22 protein-coding genes are annotated in these 16,826 nt (G+C 59.1%); 5 read left to right on the plus strand and 17 right to left on the minus strand.

Annotation, left to right across the window (positions count from 1 at the left end):
• Position 1: 1 nt before the first annotated feature.
• The 7 genes from moeB to J2X72_RS09695 form a co-directional block, all read right to left on the minus strand.
• The gene (moeB, locus tag J2X72_RS09665) at positions 2 to 772 is read right to left on the minus strand and encodes a molybdopterin-synthase adenylyltransferase MoeB (RefSeq protein WP_310071268.1); all 771 of its coding nucleotides are present in this window, start codon (positions 770 to 772) and stop codon (positions 2 to 4) included.
• 84 nt (positions 773 to 856) lie between these two features.
• Positions 857 to 1,171, minus strand: a complete 315-nt coding sequence (sugE, locus tag J2X72_RS09670) for a quaternary ammonium compound efflux SMR transporter SugE (RefSeq protein WP_310071270.1) — start codon at positions 1,169 to 1,171, stop codon at positions 857 to 859.
• Positions 1,172 to 1,477: 306 nt separating this feature from the next.
• Positions 1,478 to 1,663 (minus strand): DUF680 domain-containing protein, encoded by a 186-nt coding sequence (locus tag J2X72_RS09675; protein ID WP_310071273.1) that lies wholly within the window; start codon positions 1,661 to 1,663, stop codon positions 1,478 to 1,480.
• A gap of 103 nt (positions 1,664 to 1,766) precedes the next feature.
• The gene (locus J2X72_RS09680; protein WP_310071276.1) at positions 1,767 to 2,408 is read right to left on the minus strand and encodes an Isoquinoline 1-oxidoreductase subunit; all 642 of its coding nucleotides are present in this window, start codon (positions 2,406 to 2,408) and stop codon (positions 1,767 to 1,769) included.
• Between the two features lie 2 nt (positions 2,409 to 2,410).
• The gene (locus J2X72_RS09685) at positions 2,411 to 4,567 is read right to left on the minus strand and encodes a molybdopterin cofactor-binding domain-containing protein (RefSeq protein ID WP_310071281.1); all 2,157 of its coding nucleotides are present in this window, start codon (positions 4,565 to 4,567) and stop codon (positions 2,411 to 2,413) included.
• A gap of 4 nt (positions 4,568 to 4,571) precedes the next feature.
• Positions 4,572 to 5,030: a 2Fe-2S iron-sulfur cluster-binding protein gene (locus tag J2X72_RS09690; RefSeq protein ID WP_310071284.1), complete on the minus strand. Its 459-nt coding sequence runs from the start codon at positions 5,028 to 5,030 to the stop codon at positions 4,572 to 4,574.
• A 163-nt stretch (positions 5,031 to 5,193) separates the two neighbouring features.
• Entirely contained in the window at positions 5,194 to 6,099 is a 906-nt protein-coding gene (locus J2X72_RS09695) for a LysR family transcriptional regulator (RefSeq protein WP_310071288.1), read from the minus strand.
• A 124-nt stretch (positions 6,100 to 6,223) separates the two neighbouring features.
• Between J2X72_RS09695 and J2X72_RS09700 the strand changes: the two genes are divergently transcribed.
• The 3 genes from J2X72_RS09700 (at position 6,224) to J2X72_RS09710 (ending at position 8,924) form a co-directional block, all read left to right on the plus strand.
• Positions 6,224 to 6,949, plus strand: a complete 726-nt coding sequence (locus J2X72_RS09700) for an SDR family oxidoreductase (protein WP_310071295.1) — start codon at positions 6,224 to 6,226, stop codon at positions 6,947 to 6,949.
• Positions 6,943 to 7,431: a RidA family protein gene (locus J2X72_RS09705; protein ID WP_310071297.1), complete on the plus strand. Its 489-nt coding sequence runs from the start codon at positions 6,943 to 6,945 to the stop codon at positions 7,429 to 7,431. The genes J2X72_RS09700 and J2X72_RS09705 overlap by 7 nt, the downstream gene beginning before the upstream one ends.
• A 224-nt stretch (positions 7,432 to 7,655) precedes the next feature.
• Positions 7,656 to 8,924, plus strand: a complete 1,269-nt coding sequence (locus tag J2X72_RS09710; RefSeq protein ID WP_310071300.1) for a DUF2778 domain-containing protein — start codon at positions 7,656 to 7,658, stop codon at positions 8,922 to 8,924.
• Positions 8,925 to 8,980: 56 nt separating this feature from the next.
• Here the strand turns inward: J2X72_RS09710 and J2X72_RS09715 are convergent, their stop codons facing one another.
• From J2X72_RS09715 to J2X72_RS09750, 8 genes are all read right to left on the minus strand, one after another.
• Complete coding sequence (locus J2X72_RS09715) at positions 8,981 to 9,274, minus strand: GYD domain-containing protein (protein ID WP_209998146.1); 294 nt, start codon at positions 9,272 to 9,274, stop codon at positions 8,981 to 8,983.
• Positions 9,275 to 9,373: 99 nt separating this feature from the next.
• On the minus strand, positions 9,374 to 9,787 hold the full coding sequence (locus J2X72_RS09720) for a GFA family protein (protein WP_209998144.1): 414 nt from the start codon (positions 9,785 to 9,787) through the stop codon (positions 9,374 to 9,376).
• Positions 9,788 to 9,854: 67 nt separating this feature from the next.
• Positions 9,855 to 10,616, minus strand: a complete 762-nt coding sequence (locus tag J2X72_RS09725; RefSeq protein ID WP_310071303.1) for a DUF899 domain-containing protein — start codon at positions 10,614 to 10,616, stop codon at positions 9,855 to 9,857.
• Positions 10,617 to 10,672: 56 nt separating this feature from the next.
• Positions 10,673 to 11,143 carry an SRPBCC domain-containing protein gene (locus J2X72_RS09730; RefSeq protein ID WP_310071305.1) on the minus strand — a complete coding sequence of 157 codons (471 nt, stop codon included), beginning with the start codon at positions 11,141 to 11,143 and terminating at the stop codon, positions 10,673 to 10,675.
• On the minus strand, positions 11,140 to 11,469 hold the full coding sequence (locus tag J2X72_RS09735; RefSeq protein WP_209998141.1) for a helix-turn-helix transcriptional regulator: 330 nt from the start codon (positions 11,467 to 11,469) through the stop codon (positions 11,140 to 11,142). Before J2X72_RS09735 ends, J2X72_RS09730 begins: the two co-directional genes overlap by 4 nt.
• Before the next feature lie 116 nt (positions 11,470 to 11,585).
• A complete protein-coding gene (locus J2X72_RS09740) occupies positions 11,586 to 11,915 on the minus strand; it encodes a helix-turn-helix domain-containing protein (RefSeq protein WP_310071310.1) in 330 nt (109 codons plus the stop codon).
• Positions 11,905 to 12,348, minus strand: a complete 444-nt coding sequence (locus J2X72_RS09745) for an SRPBCC family protein (protein ID WP_209998139.1) — start codon at positions 12,346 to 12,348, stop codon at positions 11,905 to 11,907. Before J2X72_RS09745 ends, J2X72_RS09740 begins: the two co-directional genes overlap by 11 nt.
• Positions 12,349 to 12,415: 67 nt before the next feature.
• On the minus strand, positions 12,416 to 12,688 hold the full coding sequence (locus tag J2X72_RS09750) for a DUF4242 domain-containing protein (protein WP_209998138.1): 273 nt from the start codon (positions 12,686 to 12,688) through the stop codon (positions 12,416 to 12,418).
• Between the two features lie 83 nt (positions 12,689 to 12,771).
• On the opposite strand from J2X72_RS09750, the gene J2X72_RS09755 reads away from it, so the two are divergent.
• Positions 12,772 to 13,806, plus strand: coding sequence for an AraC family transcriptional regulator (locus J2X72_RS09755; protein WP_310071315.1), 1,035 nt, complete (start codon positions 12,772 to 12,774; stop codon positions 13,804 to 13,806).
• Between the two features lie 55 nt (positions 13,807 to 13,861).
• Here the strand turns inward: J2X72_RS09755 and groL are convergent, their stop codons facing one another.
• On the minus strand, positions 13,862 to 15,487 hold the full coding sequence (gene groL / locus J2X72_RS09760) for a chaperonin GroEL (protein ID WP_310071318.1): 1,626 nt from the start codon (positions 15,485 to 15,487) through the stop codon (positions 13,862 to 13,864).
• Positions 15,488 to 15,592: 105 nt separating this feature from the next.
• Here groL and J2X72_RS09765 point away from each other — a divergent pair, with 105 nt between their 5' ends.
• Positions 15,593 to 15,862 carry an usg protein gene (locus J2X72_RS09765; RefSeq protein ID WP_209998135.1) on the plus strand — a complete coding sequence of 90 codons (270 nt, stop codon included), beginning with the start codon at positions 15,593 to 15,595 and terminating at the stop codon, positions 15,860 to 15,862.
• 155 nt (positions 15,863 to 16,017) lie between these two features.
• Here the strand turns inward: J2X72_RS09765 and J2X72_RS09770 are convergent, their stop codons facing one another.
• A complete protein-coding gene (locus J2X72_RS09770) occupies positions 16,018 to 16,719 on the minus strand; it encodes a glutathione S-transferase N-terminal domain-containing protein (protein WP_310071322.1) in 702 nt (233 codons plus the stop codon).
• Positions 16,720 to 16,826 lie beyond the last annotated feature (107 nt).

Consider the following 16,826-nt stretch of genomic DNA (forward strand, 5'->3'; position numbering starts at 1 on the left):
CTCAGGCCTTGCGCGCTTTGTACTTGATTGTCTCGAAGCGCGAGGTCAGCGCATCATAAAGCAGAAGCCGCCCGATGAGCGGTTCGCCGACGCCGGTGATGAGCTTGATCACCTCGGTCGCCTGCAAAGTGCCGATGACGCCGGGCAGGACGCCGAGCACACCGGCCTCGGCACAGGCGGGCAGGAGACCCGGCGGCGGCGGATTGGGAAAGAGATCGCGGTAAGACGGGTTCGGCTCGCCCGCCGCATTCGCCGCGTAGGGCATCAGTGTCGTCACCGACCCGTCGAAGCGCCCGAGCGCCGCCGAAACCAGCGGCCGCTGTTGCTCAAGGCAAGTATCCGCCAGCATATAGCGCGTATCGAAATTATCGGAACCATCGACGACGATGTGATAGCGGCTGACGAGATCCGCCGCATTGTCCGGCCCTATGCGCAGCTCATACGCCTCGACGTCGACATGCGGGTTGATCGCGGTGATGGCGCGCGCCGCGCTCTCCACCTTGGGCGAACCGACAAGCTCTGTGGAATGGATGATCTGCCGCTGTAAATTCGACAGCGACACGCGGTCGTCATCGACAATGCCGAGCGTGCCGACGCCAGATGCCGCCAGATATTGCAGCACCGGCGCGCCGAGCCCGCCGGCGCCGACGACGAGCACGCGGGCTCGCTTCAGCTTTTGCTGGCCAGGCCCGCCCACCTCGCCAAGAATGATATGACGGGCATAGCGCTCGATTTCAGAAGAGGTAAGGGGCGTGATCTGCTGTTCGGTCATGACGCTGTTTTATCTCTCCGCCTGTGGGAGAGAAAGGGATTTTCTTGGATTTAGCTTCTTTGCTAAGAAGGAGGATAGGTGGTGCTAGGCCAGAAATTTCAGCCCGCCGATACCCGCAACGATCAGCCCGATGCAGACGAAGCGTACCACCGTCGCCGGTTCGCCGAACATATACATGCCGAGCAGCGCCGTGCCGACAGTGCCGATGCCGGTCCACACCGCATAGGCGCTGCCGACCGGCAGATCGCGCAAGGCAAGGCCGAGCAGAACGACGCTGATCACCATGCTGGCGGCGGTGAGCACAGACGGGGTGATTTTAGTAAAACCATCGGAATATTTGAGCCCAATGGCCCAGCCGATTTCGAAGAGACCGGCGAGAATGAGAATAATCCAGGCCATGACGACCATCCTTTAATGTTCGATCGGGCCGTCCCGGATTTGTCTGGAAACGCTTGGGAAGCGTGGAGGCCGTCCTCCAATGTTTGATTTAAGGATCAGGGGAGGGATTGGCAAGGAGGCGAGGGGATGAGTAATTTTGAGGGTAAAGTTCAAGGCGAGTGAAGGGGGCGGCACCTGACAACACCCGGGACCGGGCATGCGCTACCGCGAACGCCATCCCGGACACGGGCACACAAACAATGGTTGCGCGATCTGCCGCCAGGCTCACCAATCGCCCGATAGGTCACATACCCTTGAAAGCTCGCGCTATTCGGCTTCCTGTTGGGGCTTTTCCTGTTTGACGGACTGGTTCTCAGCTGGAATGGGTGTCTGGTCTTTCGAAACACTTGCCGTTGTCGTCTTGTCGACGGAGGCAGTATGACCGGGGCAATCGGCCGAGGCGGCCGACACGGTAAGACCGAAAGCAGCGGCAAGTACGAGGATTGTCTTCATCGTCTAACTCCTGAGCTTTTTCTGTGATGCGCTGGCAGCGTAACCGCTAATTAAATTTCGGCAAAATCACAGTTTTGTTGGTGTGTCAGGCCGGCCCGGTTGATCAGTCGGGGCAGCCGGCTCCGGTCTTGACCCACGCGGCGATCAGCGCTGCAAATGTCTCCTGCGATCCGGGCGGGGCGGACCTTCCATCGCCCGGGTGCCACGCCCAGCCGACCAGGTGATCCTCGCCCATATGTTTTATGAGATCTTCGTGCGAGCGGTTACCGTTGCGGCTCGTGTCCTTCACCTGCTGGCATATTTCGCTGACCGTCAGCCCTTGCCAGGCCATGCTCGCCGGAGCGAGTTGCCAGTGGGCGTTCCCCGGGATCGACTTCATGCGGCTTCCGACGATCGGCCGATTCTCTGCGCCATGGCAGGCGCTGCAGGCAAGACCCAGCGGACCCACCGAACTATTGCTGGCGATTATCAACGGCACGTGTGGATGCTTATCTTCGCCTTGCGTCGGGCTACGGGTTGCCGGATGACAGTTGATGCAGCGCGGATGCGTCAGGACTCGGCTTGCCTCTTCGAAGATGGCCTTCGAGCGTGCGCTGGTGTCAGCGATCGTATCGAAATCGGAGACGGCCTTGAGCGCACCGGGACCCGATGTCTCGGCATAGCCTTGCAAGGGGCCCATGACGACAAATGCTCCGGCGGTCGCGAGGACGGATGCGATCGCAATGGCGGCAAAACGCATGGCCATGGTCACACCCTCTGGAATTCGTGCTGGTCGATGGGCAGCGACCGCAGCCGCTTGCCCGTCGCCGCAAAGATCGCATTATACAGGGACGGGGCGACGCCCGGCGTGCCGACCTCGCCTATCCCGCCTGGCGCCTCCGAACTCGGAACGATGTAGACCTCGATCTTCGGCGTCTCATTGATGCGCAACACGGGTGAGTCGTCGAAGTTGCTCTCGACGACGGCTCCGTTCTGGACGGTCAGGCGTCCGTAGAGTGCAGCACTGAGGCCATAGACAATGCCGCTCAGTATCTGGGCGTCCACTGTGTCCGGATTGACGACCTGGCCACAATCGACCGCACAGACGATCCGCTCGACCTTGGGCCTTCCCTCATCCCCGACGCTGACTTCAGAGATCATTGCGGCAAAGCTGCCGAAATCCTCCGAAAGGGCGATGCCCCGTCCTTTGCCTTGAGCCGGGGCATTTGACCAGCCGGCCTTTTCGGCGGCCAGCGCAAGCGCGGCAAGCAGACGCGGCTTATGCTGTAGCAGGCGCTTGCGGTACTCCAGCGGATCGATTTTCGCGGCGTTAGCCAGTTCATCGATGCTGCCTTCGATCGGAAAGATGTTGCGCGTGGCACCGACGCCGCGCCAGTTGCCTGTCAACATTCCGTCGGGTGCCTCATGGCGAACGAACTCGGTAAATTTGTTCGGGATCGCGTAGGACGATTCGGCACCACCCATGATGTCAAGATCGATGCCATCTTTGGTAAAGGCCGGCAGCCAGCGCGCCATGACGGCGGGACCGATCACGCGGTGACGCCAGGAGACGGGCATGCCGTCCTGGCCGAGCGTCGCGCTGATCTTGCTGTAATTCAGATAGCGGTAACAATCGTGGCGGATGTCCTCCTCGCGGCTCCAGGTGACCTTCACCGGGCCATCCACCTGTTTCGCGATCTTCGCCGCCAGAATGACCCCGTCGACGTCGAGCCTGCGGCCGAAACCGCCACCGAGGAGCTGGTTATGAACCATCACCTTGTCCAGAGGCAGGCCGGTGACGTCCGCTACTGCCTGCCGCGCACGCCCTGCAACCTGGGTGCCGGTCCACACGTCGCAGCTGTCTTTGCGAACGTGTAGGGTGCAGTTCATCGGCTCCATTGCCGAATGCGTGAGGATCGGCATGCGGTAGATGAATTCATGGACCGGCCCGCGGTCGGCCTCGGCCTTGGCGACGTCCCCCTCATTTATGTGAGGCAGGGCCTTGCCGCCGTTCGTCGCATCCTCCACACGCTTCTCGAGTTCGGCCGAAGTGAGATCGCCGCCAGCGCCCGGATCCCACTCGATGGAAAGTGCCGCAAGCCCCTTGCGCGCAGCACCGGTGTTGTCGGCCACGACCGCAACGGCGTCCTCGATCCGGACCACCTGCTTCACACCTTTGACCGCCACAGCCGGCCTGTCATCGACCCTGCGCAGCTTGCCGCCGAAGTGGGGACAGATCGCAATGGCTGCGTAGGACACGCCTTCCGGACGGGCGTCGATGCCGAATTTTGCGGTACCGTTCACTTTCTGCGGGCTATCAAGGCGCCGGATGGCTTGGCCGATAACCTTGAAGCTCGACGCCGGCTTCAGTGGTACATCTTGTGGAACGGTCTCGGCTGCAGCGGCCCGAATAAGGCTGCCATAGGCCGCGCTGCGTCCGCTTGCGGCGTGAACGACCTCTCCCGCCTCGGCCGTGCACGTATCCGGCGCAACGTCCCAGCCACGCGCTGCGGTGTTGATGAGCATCATACGGGCGCTCGCGCCCGCCTTACGCATCTGTTCGTAAACACCACGAATGGAGAGTGAGCCACCGGTGATCTGGTCGCCCAGCAAAGGGTTTGCGTAACGGCTAGGATCAGCGGGCGCATGCTCCAGCACCACCTGATCGAGGGGAACTTCCAGTTCTTCGGCGAGCAGCATGGCGATCGCCGTATAGATGCCTTGCCCCATCTCCGCGGCGGGCATGATGAGCACAATTTTGCCGTCGGCAGGAATACGGATGAAGGGGTTTGGCTCAAACCCCGCTGGGGCGGCAGAAGAAATCGACGGGCGCAACCCGAAAACGAGGCCCGCGCTTGTTAGCGATGCGCCGATCAGAAAGTGGCGGCGCGAAACGGAAACATTGACTTTGTCATAAATGGACATCGCATCACCCCGCCTTCGCCGCCTGCTTGATGGCCGCCCGAATGCGCGGATACGTGCCGCACCGACAGATATTTCCCGCCATGACCGCATCAATATCGTCGTCGCTCGGTGATGGATTGGCAGCAAGGAGGGCAGTCGCGGACATGATCTGCCCGGACTGACAGTAACCGCACTGAACGACATCGATGTCGAGCCAAGCCTTTTGTATTCGCGCGCCTTCGGCAGTATCGCCAATCGCCTCGATCGTGGTGACAGGCTTGCCCGCCGCCTCTGCGACCGGCATGATGCACGACCGCACCGGCATGCCATCCACATGCACGGTGCAGGCACCGCACATGGCAATGCCACAGCCGAATTTCGTGCCGGTAAGACCTATGGTGTCGCGAAGAACCCATAGAAGCGGAATGTCGTCATCCACATCGACGGCATAGTCACTGCCATTGACCATAAGATTATGCAACATGTGAAACCCGGCTGACAGCCGTCCCCGACTAACTTGCAGCAGCTGTCAAAAGTAGCCGAGATAGTGCTAAACGGCAAGCTTTGAGCTCCGATGCTGCATTTTTACTTTGCTCTGGTCGGCATCTCTAAGTAGTTCGATGTATGCTATTGGCCAAACTACATGACTATCCGCGCAATGGGATCCACAGCGGGCTCTTCCAGGCCTTTAGTTCATCGAGAAAGACCAGCAGTTTTGCGGGCAGATACCGGCGGGTCGGATAGACCGCATGCACGAAGATCTCCGGAGATGACCAGTCCGGCAGCAAGCGGATGAGCTCGCCGCGTTTTATCTGTTCGTCGCAATAGGTCGACGGCAAAAGGCCGATCCCGTGGCCGCGATAGACAAACGCGGCGACCGACTGGAAATCCCGGCTCGATAACGGTCCTGACACATGCTGCTTGAGGGATTTACCGCTGTTGACCAGATGCCATTCCGCCTCGTTGTTACGGCCGTTGAGCAGGACGCATCGGTGGTTCTGCAAATCCTCCGGTTTTTCCGGAGCCGTGCGGCGGTCGAGATAGTCCGGTGCCGCGACGACATAGCGGACGCTCTTGCCGATCCTTTGCGTGACGATGGTCGAATCGGGCATCTCTCCGAAACGAATGCCGACGTCCACATTCTCCGCGATCAGATCGACGAAGAGATTGGTGATGAAGAGATCGACCTCGATGCGCGGGTGTCTTTTCAGGAAGGCGGAGAGAAATTCATAAAATGGCTCCTGCCCCATAAGAACGGGCACCGAGAGTTTCAGCAGGCCCTCCGCTTGTTTTTGCGTTTGGGTCAGAACTTGCTCGGCATCGAACAACTGGCTGAGAGGTTCGCTGCACTGACTGTAATAGGCGCGGCCCTGTAGCGTCAGCGTCAGTTTGCGAGTGGTACGCTGGATCAAGGTGACCCCCAGCTGGTCTTCGAGTGCAGAGACCTTGCGGCTAACGGTCGATACCGGCATCCCGAGGGAGCGGGCAGCGCGGCTGAAGCTCTCGAACTGCGCAACCTTCACGAAAACCGCGATATCGTTCAAATCCGTCATACATGGATTTTTGCATATATGGAAAATAGATTCCATATATTTCCATCTAATCACGCAATAAGGTCTCGGCCATATTCATCGGCAACAAGCGCAATTGCTGCGCTAGCAACCGATGGAGATTAAAATGCCAACACCTAAGACTGTCATCGTCACGGGAGCCTCCCAGGGTATCGGAGCAGGCATCGTCAACGCCTTTGCCGAACGCGGCTACAATGTGGTCGCGACTTCCCGCCAGGTAACCTCGTCAGATGCTTTTCGGGCTTCAGATCAGATCGCTGTCGTCGATGGCGACATTGGTGATCCCGAAACGGCAAGGCGCGTTGCAGAGACCGCAATCGGCCGGTTCGGCTCGATCGATGCCCTCGTCAACAATGCCGGCATCTTCTACACCAAGCCGTTCATCGACTATACGATGGACGACTTCAGGAAGCTGTCCTCGACCAATCTCGAAGGCTTCATCCATCTGACCCAGCGCGTCGTCAAGCAGATGCTGGCGCAGAAATCCGGCGGCAGCATCGTAAGTATCACCACGCCATTGATCGACCATCCGATCGCCGGCCTCTCCGCCTCGGTGCCCATGATGACCAAGGGCGGGATCGACGCGATCTCCAAGAACATCGCAATGGAATATGCAAGCGATGGTATCCGGGTCAACACGGTCGCTCCCGGCGTTGTCGACACACCGTTGCACAACGACAATCCGGAGGACTTCCTGCGGACCTTGTCACCGATGGCGAGCATTTCCACCGTCGGGGAGATCGTCGATGCGGTCATCTTCCTGACGGAAGCTCCGCATATAACCGGGGAGGTGCTGCACGTTGATGGCGGCGCACATCTGGGCAAATGGTGAACGCTGTGAAAGCATCGGCAGCCGGTGCAGAACAGCTGCTGCAGGCGTGGGGCATCACGCTTCCACCACCGCCGACGCCGTTTGGCGCCTATGTGGAGGCCGTGACGATCGGGAACCTCGTCTTCTTCAGCGGGATGCTGCCCGTCATCAACCGCAAGCCCCAGTTCATCGGACGGGTTGGCGGTGAACTCACCGCCGAGGATGGCCGCAAGGCCGCGGAAGTGGCTACACTGAGCGCACTGTCGGCCATCCGAGAACATCTTGGCTCACTCGACAAGGTGAAGGCTGTCGCAAAACTTGGCGTCTATATCGCAACGGAGGGTGATTTCAGAGATCATCCGAAAGTCGCGGATGGAGCGTCCGAGCTTCTGCTGAAGGTCTTTGGAGAAGATAAACTCTCCGGACGCGTCGTGCTCGGCGTTGCAAGCCTGCCGCTTGGCCTGCCGATCGAGATTGAACTCGTCGTCGAAGTCGAGGCTTGAATGGGGTGGCCCACCACGAGGAATTGATGGGCTGCTCCCGTTGCCAAAATTCATTCAAACATTCGTCGCTGCATAAACGGGTTGGTAACCAACATTCTTCATTGTCCATAAAGTCAGCATGACGGCGTGAGCCAGGTTTTACGTCTTGTGGCCTCAGTTTTGCCACGGGAATAGGGTTCTGCGCAGGCTGACGCGTTGGTTGTCGAGCGTGGGTTGCGTGTATCATGGGGTTTGCAGTCAGATCCGCCAAAGGCTTTGCGCCTTCTGGCGACAAGGGCCTTTATCGTGGCCGCCGGTTGCTGTCCGCCGGCTTGCTTGCGGGCGTCAGTGCCGTGGCTTCTCTCGGAGCGCTTGCCGCGGTGGCAACCATGCAAGGCGCTTTCGGCTCGCATGCCGCGGGTAGCGGCGCCTTCAATCCGGCGGAGCGGGTGTTTTCGGCGCCTTCGATCGCACTCGTCAATCCCTTGCACAATTTACCCAAGACCGCGACGTTTCCGCGCGTGGCGGAGCTGAAATACACGGCCTGGCAGGCAAGCAGCATGGACGAAGGTTCGGTGATCTTGCCGACCGGAGAGATCAGCGTGATCGCGCAGCCACAGCCAAAGGTGGTCGCCGCCGTGCATCATCCACTGGCCGCCGAGTCTTTCGGTGCGCGTTTTGATGTGGTGCGAGCCGGGCCCTTGGCCGAAGACGTCTTTGGCGCCCGCGCTTCCGGCATCGATACGATGCAGGTCGCCTCGATCCAGACATACACGGCGTTTGATGCAGAGCCGCCCGTTGCTGCGCCTTCCGCCCCGGCGCCGGCGATCGCGGTAGCCGCATTGCAGGACGCGCCTCCGGTCGGGACCTCGCCGCAGGGGCCGTTCAGCCTCGTGCTTGCCGAGGAGGAACCGGCAGCCGAGGATGATATCGCTGCGGTCCCGCTGCCGGGGATAAGGCCGCGCCGGCCAGCAGACGACGTGCTCTTGCCTTCAGCGAAGGCCTTGAAGCGAGCGGCTCCGCAAATGCTGGCCTATGCGCCGCAGGACAACGCCATTCAGGACAATGCGCCAAGCTATAGACCTGCGCCGCTTTTTGCTTCACGCAACCGCACGGCCATCTACAGTATCGAAGCGAAAACCGTCTACATGCCGAACGGCGAGCGCCTGGAAGCGCATTCCGGGCTGGGACCGATGCTCGACAATCCGCGCTATGTCCACAAAAGGATGCGCGGCGCCACACCGCCTCATACCTATAACCTCACAATGCGCGAAAAGCTGTTCCACGGCGTCGAGGCAATCAGGCTGAACCCTGTTGAACCGGGCAAGATTTTCGGGCGCGACGGGCTTCTGGCGCATACCTATATGCTCGGACCGCGCGGGGATTCGAACGGCTGTGTGTCCTTCAAGGATTATCGCCGTTTCCTCGCCGCCTTCAAGCGGGGCGAGGTTACGCAGCTTGTCGTGGTCCCACGCATGCCGGGCGGGTCGTCGTCGCGTATCGCGTCCAGATAATTTACTTGCATCGTGCGCAATCCTGGACGGAAAACCGATTCCCACTTTTCCTGGACCTAGCCGAGTGAGGAGATGATCTGGCGATAGGCGGCTTCCGGGAAGGCCTTCAGGGTCTTCGTGCGCACATTGCCTTTCATGCCGAGGGAAAGAGCGAACCGCGCCATGACCGCATCATCCGAGGCTTCACCGATCACAACCATGTCGTACTCACCCATGGTGAGGTAGAACTCCTTGAAGGAACCGCCCATCTCGCCGAGCAGCTTTCTTGCTGCATCGAGCCTTGCCGGCGATTCGCGTATATTCTTCACGCCGAGCTCGGTCCAGTTGATCAACATAACGTAAGTGGTCATGGCAAACCTCCCACGCGGTCCGGCTCACGCCGGAGGCCGCGAATTGATCCGCCCTCCGCCCGCGGCGATTATACGCCTGTTGCCGCTGGTCGACAAACGTCACGCCGGCGGCATCTTGTCGAATTTCGGCAAAGCTGGGTCGAGATGGTCCCACGCGTACCCGGCGGCGGCCCAGGAAACCAACTGCGGCCTGTATCGACCAGGATCATCAAGGCTCCCCGCACGCACGACGAAATAGTCCGGCATATCCGGAAATGTCATATAGACCGGCGATCCGCAGGTAGGACAGAACGCGCGGGTTTTGACAGTTCCGTTGTCGCCAGTCGCGTTCCAGAGCGTCGCTTCGCCTTCAACCTTAACCCCTGCACGCGGGAAGGTCAGATGGGAGGCGTGACCGGTGCCGCTTTCATGCTGGCATTGGCGGCACTGGCAATCGAGCATGACGACCGGTTCGGCGGAAATTTTATAACGGATAGCGCCGCAAGCACATCCGCCCGTGTAGGCCTCGCTCATTCTAAACTCCTTTGATGAGTTGGGGGATCGGCCATGCCCGCGCTATCGCCACAGGCACCAACCTTGTTCAGTTGCTGTATTCGTCGTGGCGGCGCCACCAGACACCGTCTTGTTCGTTTCGTCCCTTGGGTGCTCGATCGAGCCACTGATACATGGCCCAGATGCCGTCAACCCCGCGCGCATAGGCGGAATAGGTGTGATAGACGATACCGTCTTCGAGCACGAATGCACTTATGCCCGGCCTCTCACGTGCATACGTAGCCGCATCTGTGCCGGCCATGGTTGCGAATATATCCTCCCCTTCAGAGCCAGCTTCACCGGCCGGGGCGGGGTCTTCGTGCACGTAGTTGTATTCGATGGCGCCCTTGCGTTGTTGCTCTTCGGTGAATGTGACGTGGAAATCCGGATTGAAGTCGCTCCCGAACGAAGACGCCCACGGGAAAGTCCACCCCATACGCTGTTTGAATGCCTGCAACTTGGCTAGTGGCGCCCGCGAGACCGCGATGAGCGTTACATCGTGATTGGCGAGGTGAACAACGGAGCCGTCAAAGCCGTCGGCGATCGCCGAGCAGGAAGGACATCCCGCCTTGTAATCGGGCCCGAACATGAAGTGATAGATCAGCAGTTGCGAGCGCCCTTTGAAGAGATCCGGGAGCGACGCACGGCCTTCGTCTGTATCGAATTCATAATCCTTGTCGATCTTGACCCATGGCAGAGCCTGCCTTCGCCGCGCGATCTCGTCACTGCGGCGCGTCAGCTGCTTCTCCTCGTCGAGCAGCGCAAGCCGGGCCGCTAGCCACTCTTCGCGTGAAACGACTGGATTCGTCATAGCTACCTCCTTTGAGTTGAGACGCCTCCCCAACGTCTGAAGCAATCGATCGTGCTTCAGTGCAGTTTTTCCCCTGCGATGGCGCCGATACCGGGAACAACCTTCTTCCAGCCTGAACTCATGTTTCTGAAAGCCGTATCGTTCTGCGGCAGCACGAAACCTGAATGGACAAGGCGAACACGGGTGCCATTTTCGGCCTTGGAAAGAACCCATGTGACCACAGTTTCCAGGCGCGAGCCGTAGCCGACATTTCCCTCATGCCCGCCTTGCCAGGTATAAACGAGCCGTTCATTCGGCACTGCCTCCAAAACCTGGCATTGGATGAAACCGTCCCACGCGCCGGCCGGCGTCGTTTTGAATGTGAAGCGCTTGCCCACGACGGGCTCGAACCCGCTTGTCGGCATGCCAAGCCAGCGCGTGATCAGTTCGCCTTTTGTCAATGCGTTCCAGATTGTCTCCGGCGCATGCGGCAAGACCTCGTCGACCACGATGTCTTGCGTGTCGGACTTCGGTGCGGCTTCTTTCATGGATCGATCTCCTTCAGGAGCGTTTTGAGATTTGCAAAGCGTTCGCGCCAGAAGACGCCATAATGGCTCATCCAGTCGGCAAGCGGTACGAGGCCTTCCGGCTGAGCGCGGTAATAGACGTTGCGACCCTCAGGGCGCTCGGCGACCAGCCCGGCTTGCTTCAGCGACTTGAGATGTTGGGAGATGGCGCCCTGTGTAACTCCACTACCCCGCGTCAATTCCACAACGGTAATTTCGTCGGCATTGACGACACGCTCGAATATGGCTCTCCGGGTAGGATCGGCAAGCGTGCGCAGGACAGCGTCGATGGCGGTGGCTTCAATCATGAAAATACATTAGTGGACACTTATTGATTAGTCAATACTAATGATTCTGCGCGTTGCGCCGCGATCCGTATGGTTACAACTTCAGCGTGAAAACGAAACGACAGGTAAGTAAAGGCTTACGTTTCCACGAAAGCTCGAAGTCGCGAAAGGGCATCGCTCCATTGCTGAGAGACACTGTCGAGATAGGCGCGGATATCATCGATAGGCTCGGGACGGAAAGCGAACTGGCTTTCCCGCCCAACCTTGCTGTTGATGACCAGCCCAGCCTCTTCGAGAATGCGCAGATGCTTGGTGATGGCCTGACGGGTAAGATCCGTCCCAGCTGACAGCCCGGCGATAGAACGTGCCTGACCGTCGCTGAGCTTGGTTAGCAGTGACAGGCGGGTGCGGTCGCCCAAGGCTGCGAAGAGTGACGCGGTATCGCGCCCAGGCGTTTCAATCAACATGCTTTTTGATGTTCTTGATCTGCTCGGCCCAGCCGCCGTCATTCATGCGCATGGCGTCCGGCCGGCGGTGCGCCGGCAAGCCATCAAAGCCGGATTCGACGATCGTCAGCTTTGTGCCTGTGCCCTTGGGTTTGAGTTTGAATTCGACCAGCGTCGGCGGTTCTTTGGAGTAGTCGAAGCCGGGCTCGACCGCATAGGGATGCCAGGTAAAGGAGAAGAGCCGCGGCTCGTCCATCGTCTTTATCGTCACCTCCCATTTGAGATGCTCGTAGCCGGGATAGGTGATCCGGCCCTTGGCCACTTCGCCCGGCTTGAACGGCGCTTCGAGCTTGACGCCAAACCATTCACCAAACTCGATATGATCTGTAAGGGCGCGCCAGACCCGCTCGACCGGCGCATTCAAGTCGATGCTTTTTTCGATACGATCAGACATAAGGGCAACCTCCTGGTTGCCCTTATTATGCAATATCGACGTTAAAGTGCAACCGGGAAGTTGCGTTTTATTCGGCTGTCGCCGGCTCGATGACGTTGCGTATCTGCGAGATCTTATTTGCCGGGAAGCCGGCCTTTTTAGCGTGCTCGCGGATCAGTTCCTCACTTGTCGATTGATATACACAATAAATCTTGTCATCCGTGACGTAACTATGGATCCACTGGATATCTGTTCCGAGATCGCGGAGCACGGCGCAGGATGTCTGCGAGGCGCTCTTGAGGTCCGGCTGTGTCAGCTTGCCGACACCGGGCATGTCGCGCTCGATTACAAATTTTGGCATTCTAACCTCCTTGTTGACCATTCGCCCCCGCAGTGCGATTTTACCACGCGAGGGGATGGGGAGCATCTGCTTCATGCGCGCGAATGACCATGATCAAAACGCCGGAGCCATTGACTGAAACGCCGCGGTCGCCAGTCATGGCAGACAAGGCGGACCTTTTGTCGGATGTGCTGTCGCATGTCAGGCTTGCCGGCGCCATGTTTCTACGCGGCGAGTATTCAGCGCCGTGGTCACTGGATTCACCCGACGCTGCGGACCTCGTCGCATTGCTTGCGCCAGGGGCGGAACGCCTGATCCTGTTTCACATCGTCAGTGAAGGAAGTGTGTGGGTCAGTGCTGGCGGCGAGCGTGTTGAAGCGGAGGCGGGGGACATAGTCGTGCTGCCGCATGCGCAGCGTCATCTGATGGGCAGTGCCGAGCCGGCCAAGCCGGTTACAATCGCAGATCTGCTGCCACCACCGCCATGGGAGGGTGTGCCTTACTGCCGCTTGGACGGAGGGGGCCGGAAGACGGGCATCGTCTGCGGCTATCTCCGCTGTGAAGAACTCCTGTTCAATTCGTTCCTGCGCCGTCTGCCGCCAATTTTTCGCGTTAGTCCAACGCCTGGTCCGGCAAAGGAATGGATGCAGGCTTGCGTAACCTATGCGCTCGACGAGCGAATGCATTCGCGCCAAGGCGGCGCAACATTGAGGGCTCGGCTGCCGGAATTGCTGCTCATGGAGGCGCTCAGGCTTTACTGCGAACAGACGCCGCCGGATACCGGATGGCTGGCCGCGATTAGCGACCCCGTGGTCGGGCGTGCGCTGGCATTTTTGCACGCAGAGCCCGCGCGCAAGTGGACGGTCGAAACACTCGCACGCGCAGCTGCAACGTCGCGGTCGGTTCTTGACGAGCGGTTTCGCAATCTGCTTGGCCAACCGCCAATTCACTATCTGGCCGAATGGCGCATGCAGCTGGCAACGGGCCTGCTTCGCGCAACGCGCCTGACGCTTGCTGCGGTTGCGGAACAGGCTGGCTATGGGTCCGAAGAAGCATTCAGCCGGGCGTTCCGGCGATATCTCGGCCGCTCGCCGGGGCAATGGCGCGAAGCGAATGGAACGCAATCCGCCTTATTTTAGGCCGTGAACTCATACCATTTCTACCAGATTTATGAGCTTACGGGCCTAAATCGGTCTAATAATCCATTGCTGCGCCCGGTGGCAATGGTGACGCCTCTTTCTTCGGACGTTCGGCAATCATAGCCTCGGTCGTCACCAGCAGGCCGGCGACGGACGCGGCACCCTGCAGCGCGCTCCGCACCACCTTGACAGGATCGATGACGCCCATGTCGAAGAGATTGCCGTATTCCCCCGTCTGGGCGTTCCAGCCGAAAGAGAAGTTGCCATTCTCGCGCAGCTTGCCAACGATGATCGATCCCTCTGCGCCTGCATTCTCGGCGATCTGGCGAACGGGTGTCTCGGTGGCACGGCGTACAATCTCGATGCCCACGCGCTGATCGGCATTTGCACCCTGTAGCCCATCAAGTGCCTTGGCTGCACGCAGAAGCGCTACACCACCGCCTGGAAGGACACCCTCTTCGACGGCTGCTCGCGTCGCATGCAGGGCGTCATCGACGCGATCCTTCCTCTCCCTGACTTCGACTTCAGTTGAACCACCCACACGAATAACCGCAACACCTCCGGCAAGTTTTGCCAGCCGCTCCTGCAGTTTCTCGCGGTCATAGTCGGATGTCGTGTCTTCAATCTGCGCCTTGATCTCGGCGACGCGCCCTCCGATCTCCGTCTTCGCACCGGCACCATCGACAATCGTGGTGGTTTCCTTATCGATCACAACCTTTTTGGCCTTGCCCAACATTTCGAGCGTCACGGCCTCAAGCTTGATCCCCAAATCCTCGCTGATGGCCGTTCCTCCGGTCAGGATTGCGATATCCTCCAGCATGGCCTTGCGACGATCGCCAAATCCCGGAGCCTTGACAGCAGCCACTTTCAGACCACCGCGCAACTTGTTGACGATGAGGGTGGCCAGAGCTTCGCCCTCGATATCTTCGGCTATGATGAGCAGTGATCTGCCGGATTGGATGACGGCTTCAAGGATAGGCAGCATAGCCTGGAGATTGGAGAGCTTTTTTTCGTGGATGAGGATATAGGGATCCTCAAAATCAACCCGCATTTTCTCCTGATTTGTGACGAAGTATGGGGAAAGGTAACCCCGGTCGAACTGCATGCCCTCGACGATTTCGAGTTCGGTGTCTGCCGTTTTCGCTTCCTCAACGGTAATGACGCCTTCATGCCCGACCTTTCCCATCGCATCCGCCAGATATTGTCCAATCTCGGTATCGCCATTGGCAGAAATCGTGCCGACCTGCGCAATTTCGGAATTGTTCGAAATCTTGCGGGCGTTGCGCTTCAGTTCCTCGACAATTGCCGCGACTGCAATGTCGATTCCGCGCTTCAGATCCATCGGGTTCATACCGGCCGCTTCGGCCCTGGCACCTTCCCGGACTATCGCCTGGGCGAGCACTGTCGCCGTGGTCGTGCCATCCCCGGCAACATCGCTGGTTTTCGATGCGACCTCGCGTAGCATCTGCGCGCCCATATTCTCGAACTTGTCCTCGAGTTCGATTTCCTTCGCCACCGTTACGCCGTCTTTGGTGATGCGCGGTGCGCCATAGGACTTCTCTATGACCACGTTACGGCCCTTGGGGCCTAGCGTAACCTTGACGGCATTGGCGAGGACGTCGACGCCCTGCAGCATTCGATCGCGAGCCTCAGAGCTGAATTTGACTTCTTTTGCAGCCATCGTCGTTCACTCCCTGGTTCGTGGGGCTTTATTTTCCCCTTGAAAGCAATACAGAATCTGGCAAGATTCACTGCAATACATGAGTTGTTCCATAAGGATGATATCATGAGCGGCAGAGCATTCGAACTTCAGTTGAAGGGCTATGGCCTGACCACGGCCGAAATACATTATCGTCTTCCCGACTACCCCAAATTTCTTCAGCTTTACATATGGCAAGAATACGATCTTGCGCCGAACTTCCCGGAATTGAAAGGCTTTCTTGATTTCTGGCAAAAGGACCTCGATGGGCCACTCCACTCAATTCGCATCGTTCACCAGCGCCTGATCGAGCCGCGCGAATGGCGGGCCGTGGACGGGATTATCTCCATCCACTGAGAGCCCAACTAAATTCGCCCTGGAGCGGCGGTATCGGGTTGGTTTTCTCCCGCCCCACCAACCCTTTTACCTCGAGATCGAGCTGGACGGTCTTGGCCACCAGCCCGCCTTGCCGCCGTCTGGGACGCTGCCGTGACCGCAGAATCGCGTGCTGTTTAAGGCCGCTTGGGAATATCGAGGCCGCGCTGCACTGCTGGCCGCGCGAGACCGCGCTCCAGCCATGCGGGCACGCGTTTCAGCCTGTCGAACTCCACGAGATCGCGTGCGCCATAGAACCCGACGAGATTACGAACCCAGCCGAGCATCGAAACGTCCGCTATACTGTATTCGCCCATGATCCAGTCACGGCCATCGAGACGCGTTTCGAGAACGCCGAGCAGTCGCTTCGACTCGTCCCGGTAGCGCTCAAGCGGGCGCTTGTCCTCATAGTCGCGGCCGGCGAATTTATGAAAAAAGCCGACCTGACCGAACATCGGTCCGATCGCGGCCATCTGGAAGAACACCCATTGAATGGTCTCATACCGTAGAGCGGGATCCGCAGGCATGAGCTTGCCGGTCTTCTCCGCGAGGTAAAGCAGGATGGCGCCGGACTCGAACAGACCCAGCGGCTTGCCGCCGGGACCATTCGGATCGACAATCGCAGGGATCTTGCCGTTTGGGTTCAAAGACAGAAATTCTGGCGTCCAGCTCTCGTTCTTGCCGATGTCCACCGCATGCGCTTCGTACGGAAGTCCAATTTCCTCGAGCGCGATCGAAATCTTCACACCGTTTGGCGTCGGGAAGGAATAGAGCTGCAAGAGGTCTGGATGCTTTGCCGGCCATCGTTTTGCGATGGGGAAGGCGGATAATTCTGACATGTGGAACTCCTGGATTAAAGCACCGCTCGCACGATGTTCTTCTCCCAGATGGGCTGGTACATCACGATTTTTGAGCGGGTCTGATTCTTTGTGTGAAGGTTAGCATG

This window comes from Phyllobacterium sp. 1468 (assembly GCF_031455525.1).
Taxonomy (GTDB): domain Bacteria; phylum Pseudomonadota; class Alphaproteobacteria; order Rhizobiales; family Rhizobiaceae; genus Phyllobacterium.